The 19,832-nt window shown below is 43.6% G+C and carries 17 protein-coding genes; 15 read left to right on the top strand and 2 right to left on the bottom strand.

The window, feature by feature from the left end:
* Window positions 1–164: 164 nt before the first annotated feature.
* The 4 genes from ACCB35_RS07270 to ACCB35_RS07285 all read left to right on the top strand — a co-directional run bounded on the left by ACCB35_RS07270 (window position 165) and on the right by ACCB35_RS07285 (window position 6,149).
* Entirely contained in the window at window positions 165–899 is a 735-nt protein-coding gene (locus ACCB35_RS07270; protein WP_374056362.1) for an MBL fold metallo-hydrolase, read from the top strand.
* 11 nt (window positions 900–910) lie between these two features.
* Window positions 911–1,897: a lipoate--protein ligase gene (locus ACCB35_RS07275; RefSeq protein ID WP_374056363.1), complete on the top strand. Its 987-nt coding sequence runs from the start codon at window positions 911–913 to the stop codon at window positions 1,895–1,897.
* A 144-nt stretch (window positions 1,898–2,041) separates the two neighbouring features.
* The gene (locus ACCB35_RS07280) at window positions 2,042–4,444 is read left to right on the top strand and encodes a M14 family zinc carboxypeptidase (protein WP_374056364.1); all 2,403 of its coding nucleotides are present in this window, start codon (window positions 2,042–2,044) and stop codon (window positions 4,442–4,444) included.
* Between the two features lie 148 nt (window positions 4,445–4,592).
* A complete protein-coding gene (locus tag ACCB35_RS07285) occupies window positions 4,593–6,149 on the top strand; it encodes a fatty acid--CoA ligase family protein (protein ID WP_374056365.1) in 1,557 nt (518 codons plus the stop codon).
* A 41-nt stretch (window positions 6,150–6,190) separates the two neighbouring features.
* On the opposite strand, the gene ACCB35_RS07290 is transcribed toward ACCB35_RS07285, so the two are convergent.
* Complete coding sequence (locus tag ACCB35_RS07290) at window positions 6,191–6,523, bottom strand: hypothetical protein (RefSeq protein WP_374056366.1); 333 nt, start codon at window positions 6,521–6,523, stop codon at window positions 6,191–6,193.
* Window positions 6,524–6,675: 152 nt separating this feature from the next.
* Between ACCB35_RS07290 and ACCB35_RS07295 the strand changes: the two genes are divergently transcribed.
* From ACCB35_RS07295 to ACCB35_RS07330, 8 genes are all read left to right on the top strand, one after another.
* Complete coding sequence (locus ACCB35_RS07295; RefSeq protein WP_299740060.1) at window positions 6,676–7,452, top strand: enoyl-CoA hydratase-related protein; 777 nt, start codon at window positions 6,676–6,678, stop codon at window positions 7,450–7,452.
* Between the two features lie 341 nt (window positions 7,453–7,793).
* Window positions 7,794–9,122 carry a serine hydrolase gene (locus ACCB35_RS07300; RefSeq protein WP_374056367.1) on the top strand — a complete coding sequence of 443 codons (1,329 nt, stop codon included), beginning with the start codon at window positions 7,794–7,796 and terminating at the stop codon, window positions 9,120–9,122.
* 169 nt (window positions 9,123–9,291) lie between these two features.
* Window positions 9,292–10,890, top strand: a complete 1,599-nt coding sequence (gene dcuS, locus ACCB35_RS07305) for a DcuS/MalK family sensor histidine kinase (RefSeq protein WP_374056368.1) — start codon at window positions 9,292–9,294, stop codon at window positions 10,888–10,890.
* Window positions 10,887–11,594, top strand: coding sequence for a response regulator (locus ACCB35_RS07310; RefSeq protein ID WP_374056369.1), 708 nt, complete (start codon window positions 10,887–10,889; stop codon window positions 11,592–11,594). The genes dcuS and ACCB35_RS07310 overlap by 4 nt, the downstream gene beginning before the upstream one ends.
* 123 nt (window positions 11,595–11,717) lie before the next feature.
* The gene (locus tag ACCB35_RS07315; RefSeq protein WP_374056370.1) at window positions 11,718–12,908 is read left to right on the top strand and encodes an NADP-dependent malic enzyme; all 1,191 of its coding nucleotides are present in this window, start codon (window positions 11,718–11,720) and stop codon (window positions 12,906–12,908) included.
* A gap of 29 nt (window positions 12,909–12,937) precedes the next feature.
* Window positions 12,938–14,260, top strand: coding sequence for a 2-hydroxycarboxylate transporter family protein (locus ACCB35_RS07320; RefSeq protein ID WP_374056371.1), 1,323 nt, complete (start codon window positions 12,938–12,940; stop codon window positions 14,258–14,260).
* 70 nt (window positions 14,261–14,330) lie between these two features.
* A complete protein-coding gene (locus ACCB35_RS07325; protein WP_374056372.1) occupies window positions 14,331–15,236 on the top strand; it encodes an AEC family transporter in 906 nt (301 codons plus the stop codon).
* Between the two features lie 145 nt (window positions 15,237–15,381).
* Window positions 15,382–16,632, top strand: coding sequence for a YeeE/YedE family protein (locus ACCB35_RS07330; protein WP_374056373.1), 1,251 nt, complete (start codon window positions 15,382–15,384; stop codon window positions 16,630–16,632).
* A 52-nt stretch (window positions 16,633–16,684) separates the two neighbouring features.
* Here the strand turns inward: ACCB35_RS07330 and ACCB35_RS07335 are convergent, their stop codons facing one another.
* On the bottom strand, window positions 16,685–17,242 hold the full coding sequence (locus tag ACCB35_RS07335; protein WP_374056374.1) for a helix-turn-helix domain-containing protein: 558 nt from the start codon (window positions 17,240–17,242) through the stop codon (window positions 16,685–16,687).
* Between the two features lie 102 nt (window positions 17,243–17,344).
* On the opposite strand from ACCB35_RS07335, the gene ACCB35_RS07340 reads away from it, so the two are divergent.
* The 3 genes from ACCB35_RS07340 (at window position 17,345) to ACCB35_RS07350 (ending at window position 19,772) form a co-directional block, all read left to right on the top strand.
* A complete protein-coding gene (locus ACCB35_RS07340) occupies window positions 17,345–18,067 on the top strand; it encodes an AzlC family ABC transporter permease (protein WP_374056375.1) in 723 nt (240 codons plus the stop codon).
* The gene (locus ACCB35_RS07345) at window positions 18,060–18,371 is read left to right on the top strand and encodes an AzlD domain-containing protein (RefSeq protein WP_374056376.1); all 312 of its coding nucleotides are present in this window, start codon (window positions 18,060–18,062) and stop codon (window positions 18,369–18,371) included. The genes ACCB35_RS07340 and ACCB35_RS07345 overlap by 8 nt, the downstream gene beginning before the upstream one ends.
* A gap of 129 nt (window positions 18,372–18,500) precedes the next feature.
* Complete coding sequence (locus tag ACCB35_RS07350) at window positions 18,501–19,772, top strand: M48 family metallopeptidase (protein ID WP_374056974.1); 1,272 nt, start codon at window positions 18,501–18,503, stop codon at window positions 19,770–19,772.
* The last annotated feature ends 60 nt before the right edge of the window (window positions 19,773–19,832 follow it).

Below are 19,832 nucleotides of genomic sequence, written 5' to 3' on the forward strand. Positions count from 1 at the left end.
CATCAATTGTTCGTGTTATATAACTGATGTGTTAATTTATTTTATTGTATTATAACAGTATGAACTTCGTCAACAATTAATTCAAAAATAGGCGAAAAAAATGAAAAAATAGGCACAATGAAGTATAGTAAGGGTACAAACTAAAGTGAAGGGCGAGGTTCAAATTGAAGCTAACCGTTATTGGCCAATGGGGCGGCTATCCGAAGGCAGGAGAAGCGAGCACCGGGTATTTACTTGAACATAATGGCTTTAAACTGCTTATAGACTGTGGCAGTGGTGTACTATCCCATCTACAACATCATGTAGAGGCAACAGATTTAGATGCGGTGCTTCTATCCCACTATCATCCAGATCATGTAGCTGATATAGGTGTACTACAACACGCTCTATTGATTCAATACTTCCTGGGGAAAAATAAAGGTACATTACCTGTATATGCCCATAGAGAGGATCAACGGGGTTACGATACGATTACATATAAAGATTTAATGAAAGCTCACGAATATAAGGAAGATACATCATTATCGATTGGCCCTTTTACGGTAACATTTGTGAAGGCCAAGCATCCCGTGCCATGCTACGGAATGAGAATCGAAGCAGACGGCAAATCGCTGTTCTATACAGCAGACTCGGCTTTCAAACAGTCATTTGTTTCATTTGGGATAGACGCAGATGTACTGCTCTGTGAATGTAATTTTTATGGAGGGATGGATGCTTCGAATGCTGGTCACATGACGAGTCTCGACGCCGGGAATCTTGCTCAGAAAACCAATGCCGGAATGCTCATTCTCACACATTTACCTCATTTCGGCGAACTGGAGCAATTGGTAACAGAAGCGAAAACCATGTATAGCGGCGAGGTATTGTTAGCGAAGAAAGATATGGAAATAGATATTTAGGAGGAAGAAAGATGTTATTTATCGATAATAAAGGGATTACGGATCCAAGGATCAATCTTGCTATTGAAGAATATGCACTGAAGAACTTAGATATTAATGAGAGTTATTTATTATTTTATATTAATGAACCTTCCATCATTATCGGGAAGAACCAAAATACGATTGAAGAGATTAATACAGACTACGTGGAGAAGCAAGGTCTCCATGTCGTTCGCCGACTTTCCGGCGGGGGAGCGGTCTATCACGATTTAGGAAACCTGAATTTCAGCTTCATCACGAAAGATGACGGAGAGAGCTTTCACAACTTCAAAAAATTCACTGAACCCGTTGTAACCGCCCTACATAGGCTGGGGGTGAAGGCGGAGCTTAGCGGACGTAACGATATTATCGCAGAAGGCAGAAAGATTTCAGGTAACGCCCAGTTCTCCACTAAAGGCCGGATGTTCAGCCACGGAACGCTCCTGTTCGATTCCGAAATGGAAAACGTCGTGTCAGCTCTACGGGTGAAAAAGGACAAGATTGAATCAAAAGGGATCAAATCGATCCGAAGCCGTGTGGCCAACATTTCTGAATTCCTGTCAGAAAAAATGACCATCGAACAATTTCGTTCAACCCTTCTGGATTATATTTTCGACGGAAGCGACGTAGAAGAATATGTCCTGACGGAAGAAGACTGGAAGAACATCCATGAGCTTTCAAAAGAGCGCTATCAGAACTGGGATTGGAACTACGGTAAATCACCGAAATTCAATCTCCAGCATTCCCACCGCTTCCCGGTCGGATCCATTGACGTTCGTCTAGAAGTGAACAAAGGGAAAATTGATAACTGTAAAATTTTCGGTGATTTCTTCGGAGTCGGGAATGTTGATGACATCGAAGAAAAGCTGATAGGCACCCGCTACGAACGAAAAGACATTGCCAGGGCTATGGAAGGTGTTGATATTCAACACTATTTCGGGAATGTGACGAAGGATGAATTTGTGGATTTGGTGTACTAATAAAAAGAGATTTCCTAATTTAGGAAATCTCTTTTTGTCTCAACTAGGAAAATCCTCCCAACCAAAATATAGGACTAAATATTTATGTACCGTTATGAATATTTATTCTATCATTATACTATTACATAATTTGGAGGTACATAAATGAAGCAGAAGATTATTGCAGGAATTGCCAGTTTTACTCTACTATCCACCACACCATTCAACGTTTTAGCAGAATCTCCTCAAACGACGATTCAAAGTACTCAACTCGATGAGAAAGATAAAAGCTTATTTAATAGTGAGCACTATGACTTTGTGAAGTACTCTGAGATTGAAGGGAAGCTTGATGCGATCGCACAGGAAAGCAATCGTGTGACGGTCGAGAAGAGCGAAACAAAATCGGCAGCAGGTCATGATATGTATGTAGTGACTGTCTCGGATGCGAAAGCGAAAGGGAAGTATGGTTACTATAAAGGTCTGCGTAAAAAAATGATCCAGTCCCCTGAAAAAGCACAGGACTTTATCGATAAGCACCCTGATCTGAAGGTCCCTGTCATGATCAATGCATCCATCCATGGAACAGAATTTGTTGGAACCGATGCAGCTCTTCAATTAATCGAGCGCTTCGCCACAGAAAATGACGAACAAACGATGGGGATCCTTGAGGATAATATCCTGATCTTCAATGTTGTGGCGAACCCGGATGGGCGGATTGATGCTACACGTTTCAACGGGAATGGCATTGACTTGAACCGTGACTTTATCACGCAATCTCAACCTGAAACAGAGCATATGGTTAACCTGATCACGGAATGGAACCCGATGGTGTTTCTTGACCTGCATGGTTATGTGAGAGGATACGGCGGACCGACGAAACCAGGTCTGATTGAGCCTTGTACGCCTCCTCATAATCCAAACTATGAATATGATCTGTATTCGAAGTGGGCATTGAATCAAGCAGAGGCGATGGAATCCAGTATCGTGTCGAATAAAGAAAACTATGAAAATACTCATACGGATTCGTCAAAAGTAGATTATCAGAATATGGAAGGGACTTATATCCCGCAACGTGATGATTCAGCAGGCTGGGATGATTATCCGCCGATCTTCACTCCAATGTATGCCATGTACCACGGGGCATATGGGTATACACTTGAAGCACCGACCAATGATTGGGACGGGGTTCAATGGACATATGATGCCGTGATGGGTGCACTGGGCTATGCGAGCGAAAACAAAGTGGGAATGGTCAAAGATCAGATCGAAGTATTTAAACGTGGTGTGAAGTTTGACCACCCGTTCCACACTGAAGGCCATTTCCCATCTGCATATATTCTGCCAAATGATGAACAGGATCAAACGAGTACTTTGAAAGCCGTTCGCCATCTTCAAGATAATGATATTGTCGTAGAAGAGGCTCAGAAGGATTTCACCTTTGATGGCGTGACGTATCCGAAAGGAACGTATATCGTACCGATGGATCAAGCGAAAGCCGGCCTTGCCAACACGATGCTTTGGGACGGTGAAGACATCACAGAAGATACACCGAGTATGTATGACATCTCTGCCTGGAATCTGCCTGAATTATGGGGCTTCGATGCAGTGGAAGTGAGCAGTGACAATGAACTGAATGTGAAATCCAGACAGGTAAGAGCACTGAATGAAAGTGGAGCCGTCATTGGGGACGGACCTTATGCGATCCCCAATACCTCTGCCAAATCAATTGCGATTGCCAATCAATTACTAAATAGCGGATACACTCTTCAGCGGGGAGAAGATGGAACATTGTATGCAGGAGCAGACGCGAAAGCAAAACTTTCCGACCTGGTGAAAAATACTGCTGTCACGGTTTCTTCCCAATCTGTTCCTGTTGGAGCGAAAGAAATCACGTCCCAGCATGTGACCCTCTTAAAAGATGGAGGAATGAATAAAGCTCAATCCCACTCTGGAACGAAGCTGGCACTTGAACGTCTCGGCTTCACAGTGGAGGAAAAGACCCCCGGACAAGTAGCAGAAGAGGGTCTTGGCTCAACGGATGTGTTTATTTATAACGGCAGATCGAATCTCATTTCCTATCAAAATAGTGTGGCCAATTCGGAATTTGGATTGAAGGATGCAGCACAATATGAAGCATTTAAAACGAATGTGGAAGGTTTTGTGGCGGATGGCGGACAATATCTTGCCATCGGTGCAGGTGCATCCCAAGCTACGACAAAGCTTGGATTAAGTGATGTGAAAGTGGAAACAGGCGGCTCCAACAGCAACGGAATCGTCCAATTATCCCACACGGATTCTACTTACACAGCCGGTTACGAGACAGAAGACCTTGGATTTGTTTATCAACCAACTTGGTATACAAACACAGGAAGTGCAGACATTCTATCAAGCTATCAAAACAGCAGTGAATTCTTCCTGGCCGGACATTGGAAAGGCAGTGAAGCGGCTCAAGGTAAGGCCGTTATCGTGAAGGATGAAAATGTATTATTGATTGGACTCGAGCCAACATTCCGGGATCATACGGATTATCTGTTCAGACTCGTTTCAAATGCGATTTTTGCACAATAAGAAAATGGAAGAGCCGTCCAAATTGGGCGGCTTTTTTCTATAAGATACTTGTATTAATACTATTCTTTATATAGAATATATTTTGAATACTTTTAATAGTTTGATGAATGACCATTCATTCAGTTTATCTAAAAGGGGAGGGATACAATTGAATATCGCAACACGGTTAGACCAAATCGCTCAAGAGAAAGCAGATAAAACAGCCTATCATTTCTTAAATACCTCAAGTACATACGGGGAATTAAATGCAGCTGTATCGAAATTTGCAAGCGGCTTAGAGCAATTGGGTCTGAAAAAAGGGGATCACATCGCGCTTGTATTAGGGAATTCACCACATTTCGTCATTGGATTATATGGGGCATTACGAATGGGGTTAAAGGTGATACCGATCAATCCGATCTATACACCGGATGAAATCGGCTACATCCTGAAAAATGGTGACGTGAAAGCTATCGTCACACTTGATTTGCTTGTGCCATTAATCGAAAAGATGCAGCATCTTTTATCTGATGTGGAGCACTTCATCCTATGTGAATCAGGAGATGAACGAGCTAGTGATATCGACTTAGAAAAGATTTCTCTCGTTTATCCAAAAATGAAATCGTTTACAGGTGTTCTCGGAAAGGGCGATCCTGCATTTAAGGGGGAGGAAGTGGATGAAAGTGAGGTAGCCATCATCCTTTACACTTCCGGAACGACTGGGAAACCGAAAGGCGCCATGCTGACGCACAAAAATATTTATTCCAATGCAACCGATGTCGGCAGCTATTTACGAATGAATGAAGACGATCGCGTCATTACAGCACTGCCAATGTTCCATGTATTCTGTTTGACAGTGGTACTGAATGCGCCATTGATGACAGGTGCGACCCTTTTAATCGTTCCACGCTTCAGTCCAAAAGACATTTTTGAACTGTCCAAGGCCTATCAGCCAACCGTATTTGCCGGTGTACCAACCATGTACAACTTCCTGTACCAGTATCCAGAAGGGAATCCAGAAGATCTATCAACTCTCCGTCTCTGTATTTCAGGCGGCGCTTCCCTGCCGGTGGCCTTACTAAAGAACTTTGAAAAGAAATTCAACGTCATGATTTCTGAAGGCTATGGCCTATCCGAAGCATCACCTGTGACATGTTTCAATCCATTAGACCGTCCGAGGAAACCGGGCTCCATCGGAACTTCGATTATGAACCTGGAGAATAAAGTCGTCGATGAACTGGGAGAAGAAGTACCAGTCGGACAAGTCGGCGAATTGATCGTCAAAGGCCCTAATGTCATGAAGGGTTATTACAAAATGGAAGAAGAAACAGCCGCGACGATCCGTGATGGCTGGTTATACACCGGAGATCTTGCCCGCGTAGATGAAGAAGGCTACTTCTATATTGTCGATCGAAAAAAAGAGCTGATTATTGTTGGAGGATACAACGTCTATCCACGTGAAGTAGAGGAAGTGCTATACAATCATCCTGGAATCGTAGAAGCAGCGGTCATCGGTGTACCGCATCCCGAACTGGGTGAAGCCGTCAGCAGCTATGTTGTGAAAAGCGAGCGATCCTTAACCGAACAGGAAGTGCTGGATTACTGTAAAGAGCATCTGGCGAAATACAAACTTCCAACTTCCATCGAGTTCATTGATGAGCTTCCGAAAAATACAACCGGGAAAATTTTAAGAAGAGCGCTGAAAGAACAAGTGCTTCAATCATAAAAAAAGAAGATGTTCAGTGGATACTGAGCATCTTTTTTACGTTATTTCATCGCCTTGCTAGCCTGTAAAAGCTTTGATTCACCTTTCTCCCACGTTTCTACCTGCTCGATTGCCTGTTCGGGTGTGAATCCCTGCCCGACCAGTACACCTGACAAAATGAACTCCTGGAAGAGATGGGTAAGGTTGATGCCTTCTTCCACTTCAGACAGGGCGCGGGTGACTAGAGGCTGAATATACTCAACCCATTGATCGGGAAGACTTTTGGTTTCACGGTAGTAGTTGTGCAGCCAGGCAATATCGTTTGCATATTGGTTTGAATAAAGATTCACCTGTTGATGCCTAATGTAAGGGTTTTGATTTGAAGGATTATACAAAAGAATTACAGCTCCTTTATGGGTAGATGTCACATTTTAGTCTATGCACCCAACCGTGAAGTGTTCAGCTCTATTAAAAAATGAAAGGGTTTTCTCGGTTTGTGTCGAATCATACATAGGGAGGAAACACTTAAACAAAGGGGAGAACTAACATGGAATCAATCTTACTAGAACAAAAAGGCAACGTCGCCACTGTAACCATCAACCGATCTGAGGCAATGAACGCCTTTAATTACGATACCCTGAACGAACTCCAGCAGGTAGTCGAAGCACTCCGCATCAACCCGGACGTCAGAGTCGTCATCTTCACGGGAAGCGGGGAGAAAGCCTTCTCGGTTGGAGCCGATCTAAAAGAGCGCAAAACCCTTACCGAACAACAAGTCATCCGCAACGTCTATAAAATCGGCGAAGTCTTCCAATCCGTCGCCACCCTTCCACAACCGACCATCGCCGCGATGAACGGCTACGCATTCGGCGGAGGAATGGAGCTGGCACTGGCATGCGATTTCAGAATCGCAGTAGCAGGCACCACAATGGGACTGACCGAAACGAGCCTGGCCATCATCCCGGGAGCAGGCGGAACCCAGCGTTTGCCGCGATTGGTCGGAGAATCCAAAGCACTGGAACTTATTCTGACAGCTAAGCGATTAACTTCAGAAGAAGCCTTGGACATCGGACTCGTTACAAGAGTAGTAGAAAAAGAGAATTTCCTGGGGGAAGTCCATGCATTTGTGGAACCGATGCTGGCAAATGGCCCGATTGCCCTGCAGCAGGCTAAATTTGCCGTGAAGAATGGTATGAATGTAGACCTCCAAACCGGATTGCAGATTGAGAGAAAAGCATATGAGATTACCATTCCTACGGAAGACCGGGTGGAGGCTTTATTGGCGTTCAGTCAAAAGCGGAAGCCGGAGTTTAAGGGGAAGTAAGTGGGTTAGTCCATAATCGGGGCCAGTTCCAAATTTCCAAAGATCAAATTTCTCAAGTATATCACAGAGAAATTTGATCTTTTTATATTCAAAAGTTCTTAGATAAACGATTACACCTCAAGTCTTACCTTAAGGTAGTCCCTAAGCCGTTAGAGAGAATAATCATTTAATGGTAATTTTATGTAAAAGATATATATGAATTCGATGACGGATTAGTAAGGGGGATCAAGGGTTTGAGAAAAGTACTGATAGCTATATGCTTGTTTTGCCACATTTTTTTTTCTTTTCAGTTCCATGTAAGGGCAGAGAATGATAGTCAAATAGAACTCTTAGAAAGATTTATGAATGAATCGATGGAGGAGTATGGAATTCCCGGGGCTTCTTTAGCGATTATTCAAGATGGAGAGCTCATGTTTCAACAAAGTTGGGGGGAACAAAGGAAAGGGACTCCTGTCACAAAGGATACACTGTTTACGATTGGTTCTATCAGCAAGCCTTTAACCAGTCTTGCTATCATGAGGTTAGTTGATGATAAGATGATTGAACTTGATCAGGAGATTGATCGGTATTTGCCTGACTTTCATTACAATAGAAATGGATTTGATAAGAAAATCACCATTAGGCACCTATTAACACATTCAAGTGGAATCAGTTCTTATGATGGGTTGAAAATTGCTGATCGTAATTTGCGAGGGGAAAATGCAATAAATGTTGCGGTTCAAAATCTGAATAATGTTCATTTGAATTATGAACCAGGGGAAGTGCATCAATACAGTGCTGCGAATTATTTACTTTTAGGAAGAATCATAGAGAATGTCACAAACCAAACATTTTCGGAATTTATGGATGATGAGATATTCAGTGTGATTGGGATGGATCGGACCGTATCGAATTTCGAATCGGCTAGAGTATTGGGGTATCAGCCCGGCTATCAATCATGGTTTGGAAAGCCCATGAAAAGCAGAGGTTTTTTTGATGATAGTGGGGCTCCATATGGTTACATGGTCTCTACAACTGGTGATATATCAAAGTTTATTAAATTTCTGCTGGATGGTGGTGAGATCTTATCTAAGGATTCATTCGATACTTATACTTCACCTCATTATCATAGAAAAGAAGATATGTATTATGGACTGGGCTGGAGAATCTCTACAGAGGTTGATAATTCTTATTATTTTCACGGCGGAGAAACACCTGATTCCCGGGCTGAATTATTCATTAATCCCCAACAAGGCTATGGATTTATCCTACTCACAAACAAAAATAACTTCTCTGAAGTCCTTTCCACCTTTAGGATGAGGGAAGGAATCAAAATGATTGTGGAAGAGGGAAAGTCCCCGGAAGTTCAGCAGTTGAACCATCACATGCAATGGAGCACTTTTATAGTAACTCTTTTTCTTCTGCTATTGTCATCCTGGAACTTATATCGACTAATAAAGAAAACCAAAATTAAGTCGAAGGTATGGATATTCATTGGAGTGCTATCTATACTGTTATCAATTATTATGATTCCACTTATAATCTATCTGTTCAACTCTCCTTGGAATACAATCAATCTATATGCACCTGCTATTGCTATCCTCATCAAGGTTTTAGTTGGTATACTGGCAACGAATGGAGTTCTTTTGTTATTTGTTGTTTATTTCAAAAAAAGTTCAGTTGGTGATTGAAGGATAATACCTGTAAGCAGAATGTATTACTCAGCTAGAAAAAACGATTTAACAAACATATTTTAACCAAGAGGTTCCAACTCGGAGCCTCTTTTTCACATGGCCCTTTTTAAACACCAAAAATCATGTAAAATAAAGAATCATACTAAAAAACACTGGAGTGACTCCTGTGAAAAAGAAACAGCTTAAACTAAGTACCATCATCATTCTCTTCGTATGCATCGTTGTCCTGGTATCACTTGTAATAACCGACTTGCTTATTTCCAGGACGATTAATGACAACATTGAGTCTAATATTGAAGAAAAGGCGAAAATCGTTTCCCGGACGGTCGCTCATTCCACGATTGTGAAGAGCGGTTTAGAGGGGGAAGGGAATGCAGATCGGATTCAGGAGTACACCCTTGATATCCAGAAATCAGCAGAGGTTCTGTTTGTAGTGGTCATGGATATGGAAGGGATACGTAAGTCTCACCCTGATCCTGATCGTATCGGCAAGCATTTTGTCGGCGGGGATGAGAAAGATGTACTCCAAGGGAAGGAAACATTGTCTATTTCAGAAGGGACTTTGGGCAAATCCGTCAGGGCATTTTCTCCTGTCTTTAATAATGAAAATCAACAGATAGGGGCTGTCGCAGTAGGGATTTCCCTGGGTAGCGTGGAGGAAGCATTGGACCAGAGTCATTGGAATATTTTAGTGGGATCTATGATCGGGATTATTGTTGGAGTCATTGGGGCCATTATTATAGCCAGGTACATAAAGAATATGTTGTTTGGGTTGGAGCCGATTACGATTGCGAAAATATTGGAAGAGCGAAATACGATGCTCCAGTCGGTTCATGAGGGGGTGGTGGCTGTCAATAAAGATACATCCATCTCATTAGTGAATAAATCTGCCCTGAAAATATTTAATAAAGCGGGACTAAGCTCGGATCCGATTGGAATGCCCATCAAAGAATACATGCCACAAACCAGGTTGGAAAGAGTCATCGCAACGGGTAACCCAGAGCTTGACGAGGAGCAAACCATCAATGGGGTATCTATTCTGGTAAACCGTGTTCCGTTGATCGTCAATGATGAAGTAGTCGGAGCGATCTCTACCTTCCGTGATAAAACGGAAGTGAATCAATTAGCTGAGCAGTTAACGGGTGTCAAATCGTATGCGGAAGCACTCCGGGCCCAGTCCCATGAATTTATGAATAAGATGCATGTGATTCTGGGGTTGGTGAAGATGAAGGATTACAATCATTTAAATCGCTACGTGAAAGAGCTTGTTTCCTTGCGGGTCGATGAAGTGAGCACGGTGACGTCGAAAGTGAAGGATCCTGCTTTGGCTGGTTTTATCATGGGGAAACTGAGCTATGCGAGGGAAAAGAACATATCGTTAACTATCGAATGCCATGACTTCATACCAGAACCCAAGGAGCCTGCCGTTACCCATGAGCTGATTACCGTGATCGGAAACCTCTTGGATAATAGTATTGAAGCAACGGTGGATGGTGACGTAAAGGAAGTACTGATGGAGTTATTTTATCAGGAAGGTCAGTTTGAAATGGTTGTGACCGATACAGGAAAAGGGATGCCGGATGATATGGTAGAGGATATTTTCACCAAAGGGTATTCTTCTAAGGGGGAAGGACGAGGTTACGGTCTTTACTTAGTGAAAGAGAGTCTCCGTAAACTGAATGGAACTCTGCACGTTGAATCAAAGGTAGGCTCTGGAACGACAATGATTATTCAAGCTTCATATAAGGAGGGGGAAAAAGGGTGATTAATGTATTGATCGTGGAAGACGATCCGATGGTGGCCCGGTTTAATCAAAGGTATCTAGAAGAGATCAAAGGGTTTCATTTAATCGGTATTTCGCATTCGATTGAAGATGCCATGGTGAAAGTAAATGAGTATAAGATTGACCTGGTTTTATTGGATGTTTATATGCCTGGGAAACGAAACGGGATGGACTTGTTAGAGCAAATACGGAAGGAACAGCGGGAGACAGATGTCATACTCATCACAGCGGCATCAGAAGTCGATAATATCCAGAGTGCCCTTCGCATGGGGGTAGTGGACTATTTGATCAAGCCTTTTGAATTTGAACGGTTTAAAAAAGCATTGACGTCTTATCGGGAGAGTAATCGTATGCTTCAGAAGCAATCTACCATCGATCAGAGTGAACTGGATTTACTTTTACTTAGGGATGTACAAGCCGGGGAGAAGTCACCCCTTCCTAAAGGATTGACGAGCAGTACATTATCGTCTATTTACGATGAGATTATGAGTTTTGAAGACGAGTCGTTTTCAACAGATGATATTGCTGACGTAACGTCCATTTCACGGGTTTCGATCAGAAAGTACCTCAGGTTTCTGAAAGATATCGGGGTGGTGGATGAGACCCTGATCTATGGTATTGGAAGGCCGGTCTATCAATATACATGGAACAAACTGAATAGCACGCGTATTCAAAGCTATTTGTAAGCAGCCCATCCGGCTGCTTTTTTTAATTTCAAAAGTCAAACAATAGTTTCATAACCTATGAAAAGATAAAGCGTTTTCATATGATGGGTATACATTGTAAGCGATTACGTTAGGAGCGATTGGATGACTCGAAAGAATTTAAAGGAAGAAGCAATATCCATACATGCATCTCATGCAGGAAAAATTGAAGTGGTGAGTAAGATTGATGTTTCATCTGAAGAAGATCTTAGTCTTGTCTATACACCGGGTGTCGCGGATGTATGTAAGACGATAGCCGAGGATCCCAGGCAGGCCAATACGCTGACATCGAAAGGAAACATGGTGGCCATCGTCACAGACGGTACAGCTGTATTGGGTCTTGGTGATATCGGTCCGGAAGCCGCGATCCCGGTCATGGAAGGGAAAAGCATGTTGTTTAAGAAGTTCGCCGGTATAGATGCCTTCCCCCTTAGTTTGGATACGAAGGATGTAGATGAAATCGTCACGATCATTAAAGCCCTGTCGCCTTCATTTGGAGGGATCAACCTGGAGGATATTTCAGCGCCTCGCTGCTTTGAAATTGAAAATCGGTTAAAGAAAGAGTTGGATATTCCGGTTTTCCATGATGATCAGCATGGTACAGCCATTGTCGTCTTAGGCGCGTTAGTCAATGCGCTGAAGGTCGTAAACAAATCATATAAGAAAGTGAAAATTGTCATCAATGGGGCGGGGGCAGCTGGAATCGCGATTGCGGAACTCCTTTTATTCGCTGGTTATGAAGATATTACTCTCGTAAGTTTGGAAGGTGTCCTGTGCAAGGGGGAGAAATGGATGAATGCTGCCCAAGAAGATATTACTTCACGCACAAACCTTTTGGGGGTGCGGGGTGAATTATCGGATGCGATAAAAGGGGCCGATGTATTTATCGGTGTATCCGGCCCTGGAGCCCTCAAGAAAGAGTATATTAAAACGATGAATATGCAGCCGATTGTGTTTGCCATGGCTAATCCGATTCCTGAAATTTATCCGGAGGAAGCATTGGAAGCAGGCGCAGCGGTAGTGGGGACGGGGAGATCGGATTATCCGAACCAGGTCAATAATCTTCTCGCTTTCCCTGGGATATTCAGAGGAGCGCTGGATGCGAAAGCAAAGGACATCACAATGGAAATGAAAGTGGCCGCTTCTTATGCCATAGCCGATGTGATCAGTTCTTCTGAATTGAGCCCTCAATATATTATTCCGAAGGCGCTTGATTCCCGAGTGGCAGAAAAAGTCGGGGAGTCCGTGCGAAAGATTGCATGTAAGGAAAGCAAAGCAAACAGTTCTGTTTCGTAATTATTAATATGACAAAGGGGATGATTAAGATGGGACAAGCAGCATCAACACTTTCATATAAGAATGAGAAAACAAAAGAGAATGTGACGCTTACGAAAGATCGATCGCTTCAGATTTTCAATATGCCGATCCTTTGGTTCCTGATCTTTACGGGAATTACGTTGGCCAGCTTGTATACGGGGAACCTTCCAGGGGGAATGATCGGTAGTCTTCTCGTCATGATGGTTCTTGGGGAATTATTCGGATGGTTAGGAGACCGTACGCCGATTGTGAAAACATTCCTTGGCGGAGGTGCCATCATTGCGATCTTTGGATCTGCTTTTATGGTTTACGCAGGTTTACTTCCGGAAGCCACCGTCACGTCCATGACTGACTTTATGAAATCAGGCGGATTTTTGAATTTCTATATTGCTGCATTAATTACGGGAAGTATTTTAGGAATGAATTCAAAGGTTTTAGTTAAAGTGGGTCTGCGCTATTTCCTGCCGATTTTCGGAGCGGTAGCCGGAGCCGTGATAGTAGCAGGAATCTTTGGATCTCTTGTCGGATTTACCCTTCAAGAAGCCATCCTCGTCATTACGATGCCGATCATGGGTGGCGGAATGGGAGCTGGAGCTGTTCCTATGAGTCAAATCTATTCTGAAATGATGGGGAATGATCCAAGCTATTATATCTCCATGCTCGTGCCTGCACTGGCATTAGGGAATGTATTTGCCATCATTTTAGCATCGGTTCTTGATATTATCGGAAAGAAAGTACCTTCCCTAAGTGGAAACGGACAGCTTATGAAAGGCTTTACTTATGAGAAGACAAAGCAGAAGTATAATATTGAAAAGATGGGAGTGGGCTTACTCGCTGCCCTGACATTCTTCACGGTTGGGACATTACTGGGATCCGTTCTTCCCCTTCATCCATATGCCATCATGATCATTCTTGTGGCTGCAGCGAAGATTTCGAACATGATCCCTCAAAACGTCGTAGAGGGAGCAAGTCAGTGGTATCAATTTGTAGCCAGCAACTGGACGTTCGCTTTATTATTCGGGATCGGTGTCGCGTACACGGACTTAGATACCGTTCTTGCTGCGTTGACGCTGCAATATATCTTGACTGTATTCGGAGTCGTTTTAGGAGCGATCCTCGGTGCGGCGATCCTTGGCAAAGTCGTTGGCTTTTACCCGATTGAAGCAGCGATCACAGCGGGATTATGCATGGCGAATATGGGAGGAACGGGAGATGTTGCTGTGTTGTCAGCATCGAAACGAATGGAGCTTATGCCTTTCGCTCAAATCTCTTCCCGATTAGGCGGCGCATTGATCCTGCTGTTAGCCGGATTAATCATCCCGCTGTTGTAAATATGGTACACTTAGGCTTGACTCTAGTAGTCAAGCCTATCTTTCATATTAATAGATTGTGGTGACGTAAATGGACGTAATATTGATTGTACTGCCTGCATTACTCGTCTTTGCCGTTGGATATATCGGCCAAAAGAAACTTGGTTTCGAGATCAATTCGATTTCGAAGATGGCCATATACTTAATGTATCCGTTTCTTGCATTCAAGACCTTTTACGAGAATGCACTGAATATGGACTATCTTTATATTTTTCTCTTTTGTATCGCGCTTTGTGTAATTTTGATTGTTTCTATTAAAATAGTGGCGAAGGTTAGGAACTATTCAAAACCGAAAGTGTCGGCCATGATTCTATCCGGGGTATTCATGAACAGCGGTAACTATGGAGTACCGATCATCCTATTCGCTTTCGGTGAGCTCGGTTTTCGCTATGCGGTCATTATGATGGTGATACAGTCATTTCTGATGAATACAATCGGCCTCTATTATGCTGTCAGTGGCAGTGATAAAAAGAGGGAAACGAGGGAAATTTGGATGAAGATCGTCAAGATGCCGATTCTGCATGGTGCTTTTCTTGGATTGGGCTTTCAATTGTTGCATCTTGATGTGCCGGTATTTATGAGTCAGACCATTGATCTGATTTCCCAGGCAACGATCCCTACTATTATGGTGGTGTTAGGGATGCAATTAGCGACATTGGGAGGGAAGAAGGTGGAAAGAGGCGCCCTTTCCTTAATTGTGATCATGAGAATGGTAGCTTCACCCCTCATAGCTCTCGTCGTCGTTTCATTCCTTCCTATTTCTACCATGTTGGGATCGATCCTCATAATTTTGGCAAGTATGCCGACTGCTGCGAATACGACGATGTTTTCTCTGCAGTTCAATACAGAGCCTGATTTAGTGTCTACAAGTACCCTTGTCACTACACTTATGAGCATTGTGACGATTCCGATTATGCTGGCTCTTGTATCCTTATAGACCCGAAGCTGCTTGAGATTTTTCAAGCAGCTTTTTTTAATAGAAGAAAATAAGTGGAAGTCTGTCTTTTTGACAACAGCCTTCTATTCTATTACTATTGTAAAATAAATTCCAACCAATTCAATAAGATTAAGGAGGATTATTCATGGCTGGCTATGTTCAACCGATTAATGAACAAAAGGGCCCAGAGAAAGCGAGTAAGGAATTGAACCCGCCACAGACATCTTTAGTGGCCGGCGGTTTAATCGTTTCAGCGATTCTTGGCCTATATCTACTCTTTACACAAGAAATTGCCCAAACCGTGTTATTGGTGCTGGGGCTTCTGTTAGGATATACATTATTTCATGCACGATTCGGATTCACTTCTGCTTTCCGCAGAGTGATGTCTGTAGGGAACGGGCAGGCACTGCGGGCACATATGGTGATGCTTGCCGTTGCCGTTACGCTGTTTGCTCCGATCCTTGCGACAGGTTTTACATTCTTTGGCGGAGAAGCGGCAGGTTATGTATCACCCGTCGGGGTAAGTTTACTGGTAGGTGCCTTCCTGTTCGGGATTGGCATGCAGCTTGGAGGAGGCTGTGCTTCAGGTACCCTTTACGCAATCGGCGGCGGCCGCTCCGTTATGTTTATCACATTGCTATTCTTTATTGTCGGTGCCACAGTCGGAGCCTATCACCTTCCATTTTGGACAGAGGAAATGCCGTCCTTTAAACCTGTTTCATTAGCAACCTCTACCGGTTTAGGTTATTTCGGGGCATGGGCCGTTTCGATTTTATTCTTTGGGTTCATCGCGTGGATAACACTGCGGGTCGAGAAGAAGAAAAACCCGCCCCGCATGGCGACACTTCCAACATCTAAGGGATGGAAACGGATTTTACGGGGATCTTGGCCACTTATGGCAGCAGCGATTGTTTTGGCTGTGTTAAATGCCCTCACTCTCATGACACGGGGGAATCCTTGGGGAATCACTTCTGCCTTTGCTCTATGGGGATCAAAGGTTGCCGGAATGTTCGGGGTCGACGTGGCAGGCTGGGGCTACTGGACAGGAGCCAATGCTCAAGCTCTTCAAGCATCGATCTTTGCTGATTCCACAACGGTATTAAACTTCGGTGTCATCCTTGGAGCATTTCTTGCATCTGCTGCAGGAGGCCTGTTCCGATTTAATAAAATCACTGGGAAAAATGCCATGGCGTCCGTCATTGGTGGACTGCTGATGGGGTACGGTGCCCGTTTGGCATTTGGATGTAACATTGGTGCTTACTTCGGAGGGATTGCTTCCTTCAGCCTTCACGGTTATATTTGGGGGATCCTCGCCCTTGGAGGTACGTTCCTGGCACTGTATCTTCGTCCGCTATTCGGATTGTCGGTGCCGAAACCGAAGGATACATTTTGCTAGCCGGATAGTTTAAAAGATCCTGCATGTCATCTCATATGCAGGATCTTTTTGTTTATTCACCGCCATAATAAATAACCATCTGGCATACAGCTGGTTCTCCAGAATCATTTACATATTCATGCCCGGAGTCAGCGGCAAAACGAATCGAACTTCCTTCTGTCAGCTCATAGGTTTCTTCTCCGATTTTAAGGTCGACCTTCCCAGACAGCACCGTGATGTATTCCTCTACACCCTTCGTATGCCCTTCATTTTGATACGAGCAGCCCGGCTTCATTTCAACCCGGTAGCTTTCCCATTTTTTTAGGGGATCGAAAGGGAAGATGGGATAAACGATGTAATTGCCGTTATCTTCAAGAACAGGCTGGACGTCTTGATAGTGAATGATGGATACTTGATTGTTTGGCTTTTCAATCAGCGTAGAGAAGGAAACCTTTAAACCATTGGCAATCTTCCATAGAATCGCGACCGTCGGATTCGAATCACCACGTTCAATCTGACCGATCATCGCCTTGCTTACACCGGTGCGCTCTGCCATCTGCTCAAGACTGAAGCCACGCTCCCTTCGGATTTTTCGTATATTATCACCAATTTGAATCGGGAAATTTTCCATGCCAAAACTCCTCTTGTATACTATAACGTCTATATGTATAATATAATAAATTATCAAAAAATTAAAATAGTAAATTACCTCTATTATAAAGGATGTGAGTGGATGGAGGCACTGCTTTCCACGAAAAAAGTGAGTGATTTTCGTCTGGGTCTACAGGGAGGACTCAGCATTGCCATCGGATATATGCCTGTCGCGTTAACCTTTGGGTTGTTGGCACGTACAACCGGCCTCACGGTGACGGAAACGGTACTGATGAGCATGCTCGTGTTTGCAGGGGCTGCTCAATACATATCACTGAGTCTGATTGCGGTTGGTACAGGTATCTTTGAAATCATTCTTACAACGTTCATCGTAAACATCCGTCACTTCCTGATGTCGGCTTCTTTAAGTGAAAAACTGGAGGAAGACCGTTTGTTTAAAAAGCTTTTTTATGCGTTTGGTATTACGGATGAAACCTTCACGGTCATCAGTGTCAAAGATGGCAAAGTAAGAACGGGTTTTGCCGTCGGGGTGATGCTCATTTCATACGGGAGCTGGGTCGTGAACTCTGGTGTAGGTTACTTCATTGGGGAAATCCTTCCTGAATTTCTACAAGCGAGCATGACGGTCGCTCTTTATGCCATGTTTGTGGGGCTCCTCGTTCCTTCCATGAAAAAAAGTGTGAAGGTCACGTTTTTAGCTGTCGTGGCGGGTGCGTTAAATAGCATCCTTCTTTTCACGACGAACCTTTCAAACGGCTGGTCGATTGTCCTGGCTACCCTCGTTTCAGCCGTGATTGTGGAATTGGTGGTCATGATGAAGGGAGGAGGGAGAACGAATGAATAGCACGGTTGTTTTGATGATCATCGGTATGGCGGTTGTCACGTATATTCCCAGAATGCTTCCTTTCCTCGTATTCAAAGGGAAAGAACTGCCTCCATTTCTTCAAGGGGTATTAAAGAATGTCCCCTTCGCTGTATTAGGCGCTTTAATTTTTCCTAGCATCTTGTTGATTCAAGAGGGGAATCTTATGTTTGGAGCCGTCGGGACGGCATCCGCATTTGTCATTGCCTTTCTGGGTGCCAACGTCATCCTTGTGGTGATTGGGGCGATTTCTGTTCTGTCTTTGTATTCGGTATTCCTGATGTAAGCCGCGATTCGGATCGTGGTTTTTTTTATTGGAGGGAGATGTCGCGATTTCTGCCGTAATGTGTTTAGGTTCTAAATCTTTGGACAGGGTATTACATATAGTAATGAAGACGAGAAGGGAGGAAATATGTTGGCTAAAAAATGGGCACTTCGTTCGATATCGGCTTATTTGCTATTAGGCATGCTTCTATATGGGTATTTATTTTTCTTGGCGGATTCTACTTTGCCTGACATGTACAAAGGAAGCAGTGCTGATCCAGCCACCTTTATGAATGATAAAGAAATCACGCTGAGTGAGGATTTCTCGAAAATCAAGAATCTCCTGTTTTTCTTATCCACTCCTTATGAATGGTTGTTTTATTTTCTGATCCTGATTCTAGGGGTCTCTCGTGTGTTTGAGAAGTGGGCAAGGGGAACGGTGAAAAATGGTTTCCTGCAAACGGCCATTTATTTGTTTTGGTTATCGATTGCTTCTTTCGTAGCGATTTTTCCTCTTCAGTATATTTCCTATAAAATTTCGAAGAGCTACAATATTTCCACTCAAACCTTTTCCATGTGGATGAAGGATGAGGTAACGGATTTCTGGGTGAATTACCTCCTCATGTTCATCATTGTATCGGTGTTATATGGATTGATGAAACGATTCAAGCAGCGCTGGTGGTTAGCGGCCTGGGCATTGTCGGTACCCTTTACGATTTTCATGATGTTCGTGCAGCCGGTTGTGATTGACCCGCTATATAATGACTTCTATCCACTGAAGGATAAAGCGTTGGAGGAACAAATCCTGACTCTCGCCGACAAGGCAAACATTCCAACGGACCACGTATTCGAAGTCGACATGTCGGAGAAAACGAATTCACTCAATGCTTATGTAACCGGAGTCGGATCCAATTCCCGGATCGTTCTTTGGGATACGACACTTGAAAAATTAACGGACAGGGAAATCCTGTTTGTGATGGCCCATGAAATGGCTCACTATGTGGAAAAGCACATCTATATCGGCATTGCCATATACCTGTTTCTATCCTTTTTCGGGTTATTCCTGACGGCCAAGCTGATGAGAGGCATCGTCGCCAATCATAAGGAGGACATGAAAGTATCGAGCGTGTCTAACTTGAGCTCATTACCTCTGTTCTTAATGATCACTTCCATGCTTCTGTTCACTGTCAGTCCCCTTAGCAACTGGATCTCCCGCTACCAGGAAACGAGGGCTGACCGATATGCAATAGAAATGACCGGTGACCAAGAGGCCGCCATCTCATCTTTCCAAAAGTTATCGAAGGTGGGATTATCTCAGGTCAATCCGCCTTTACTTGTGAAGATTTTCCGTTACGGTCATCCGACGATGCTTGAACGATTGACGATGCTTGAGGAGTATGAAAAGGAGAAAGATACAGAGTAAAGGAATAAAACTGACGAGATACCTTATACAGATTGAGAGAAAGCGAATGACAGGAAGGAC

The sequence above is a fragment of the Rossellomorea sp. FM04394 genome (genome assembly GCF_041889765.1).
In the GTDB taxonomy this organism is placed as follows: domain Bacteria; phylum Bacillota; class Bacilli; order Bacillales; family Bacillaceae_B; genus Rossellomorea; species Rossellomorea aquimaris_B.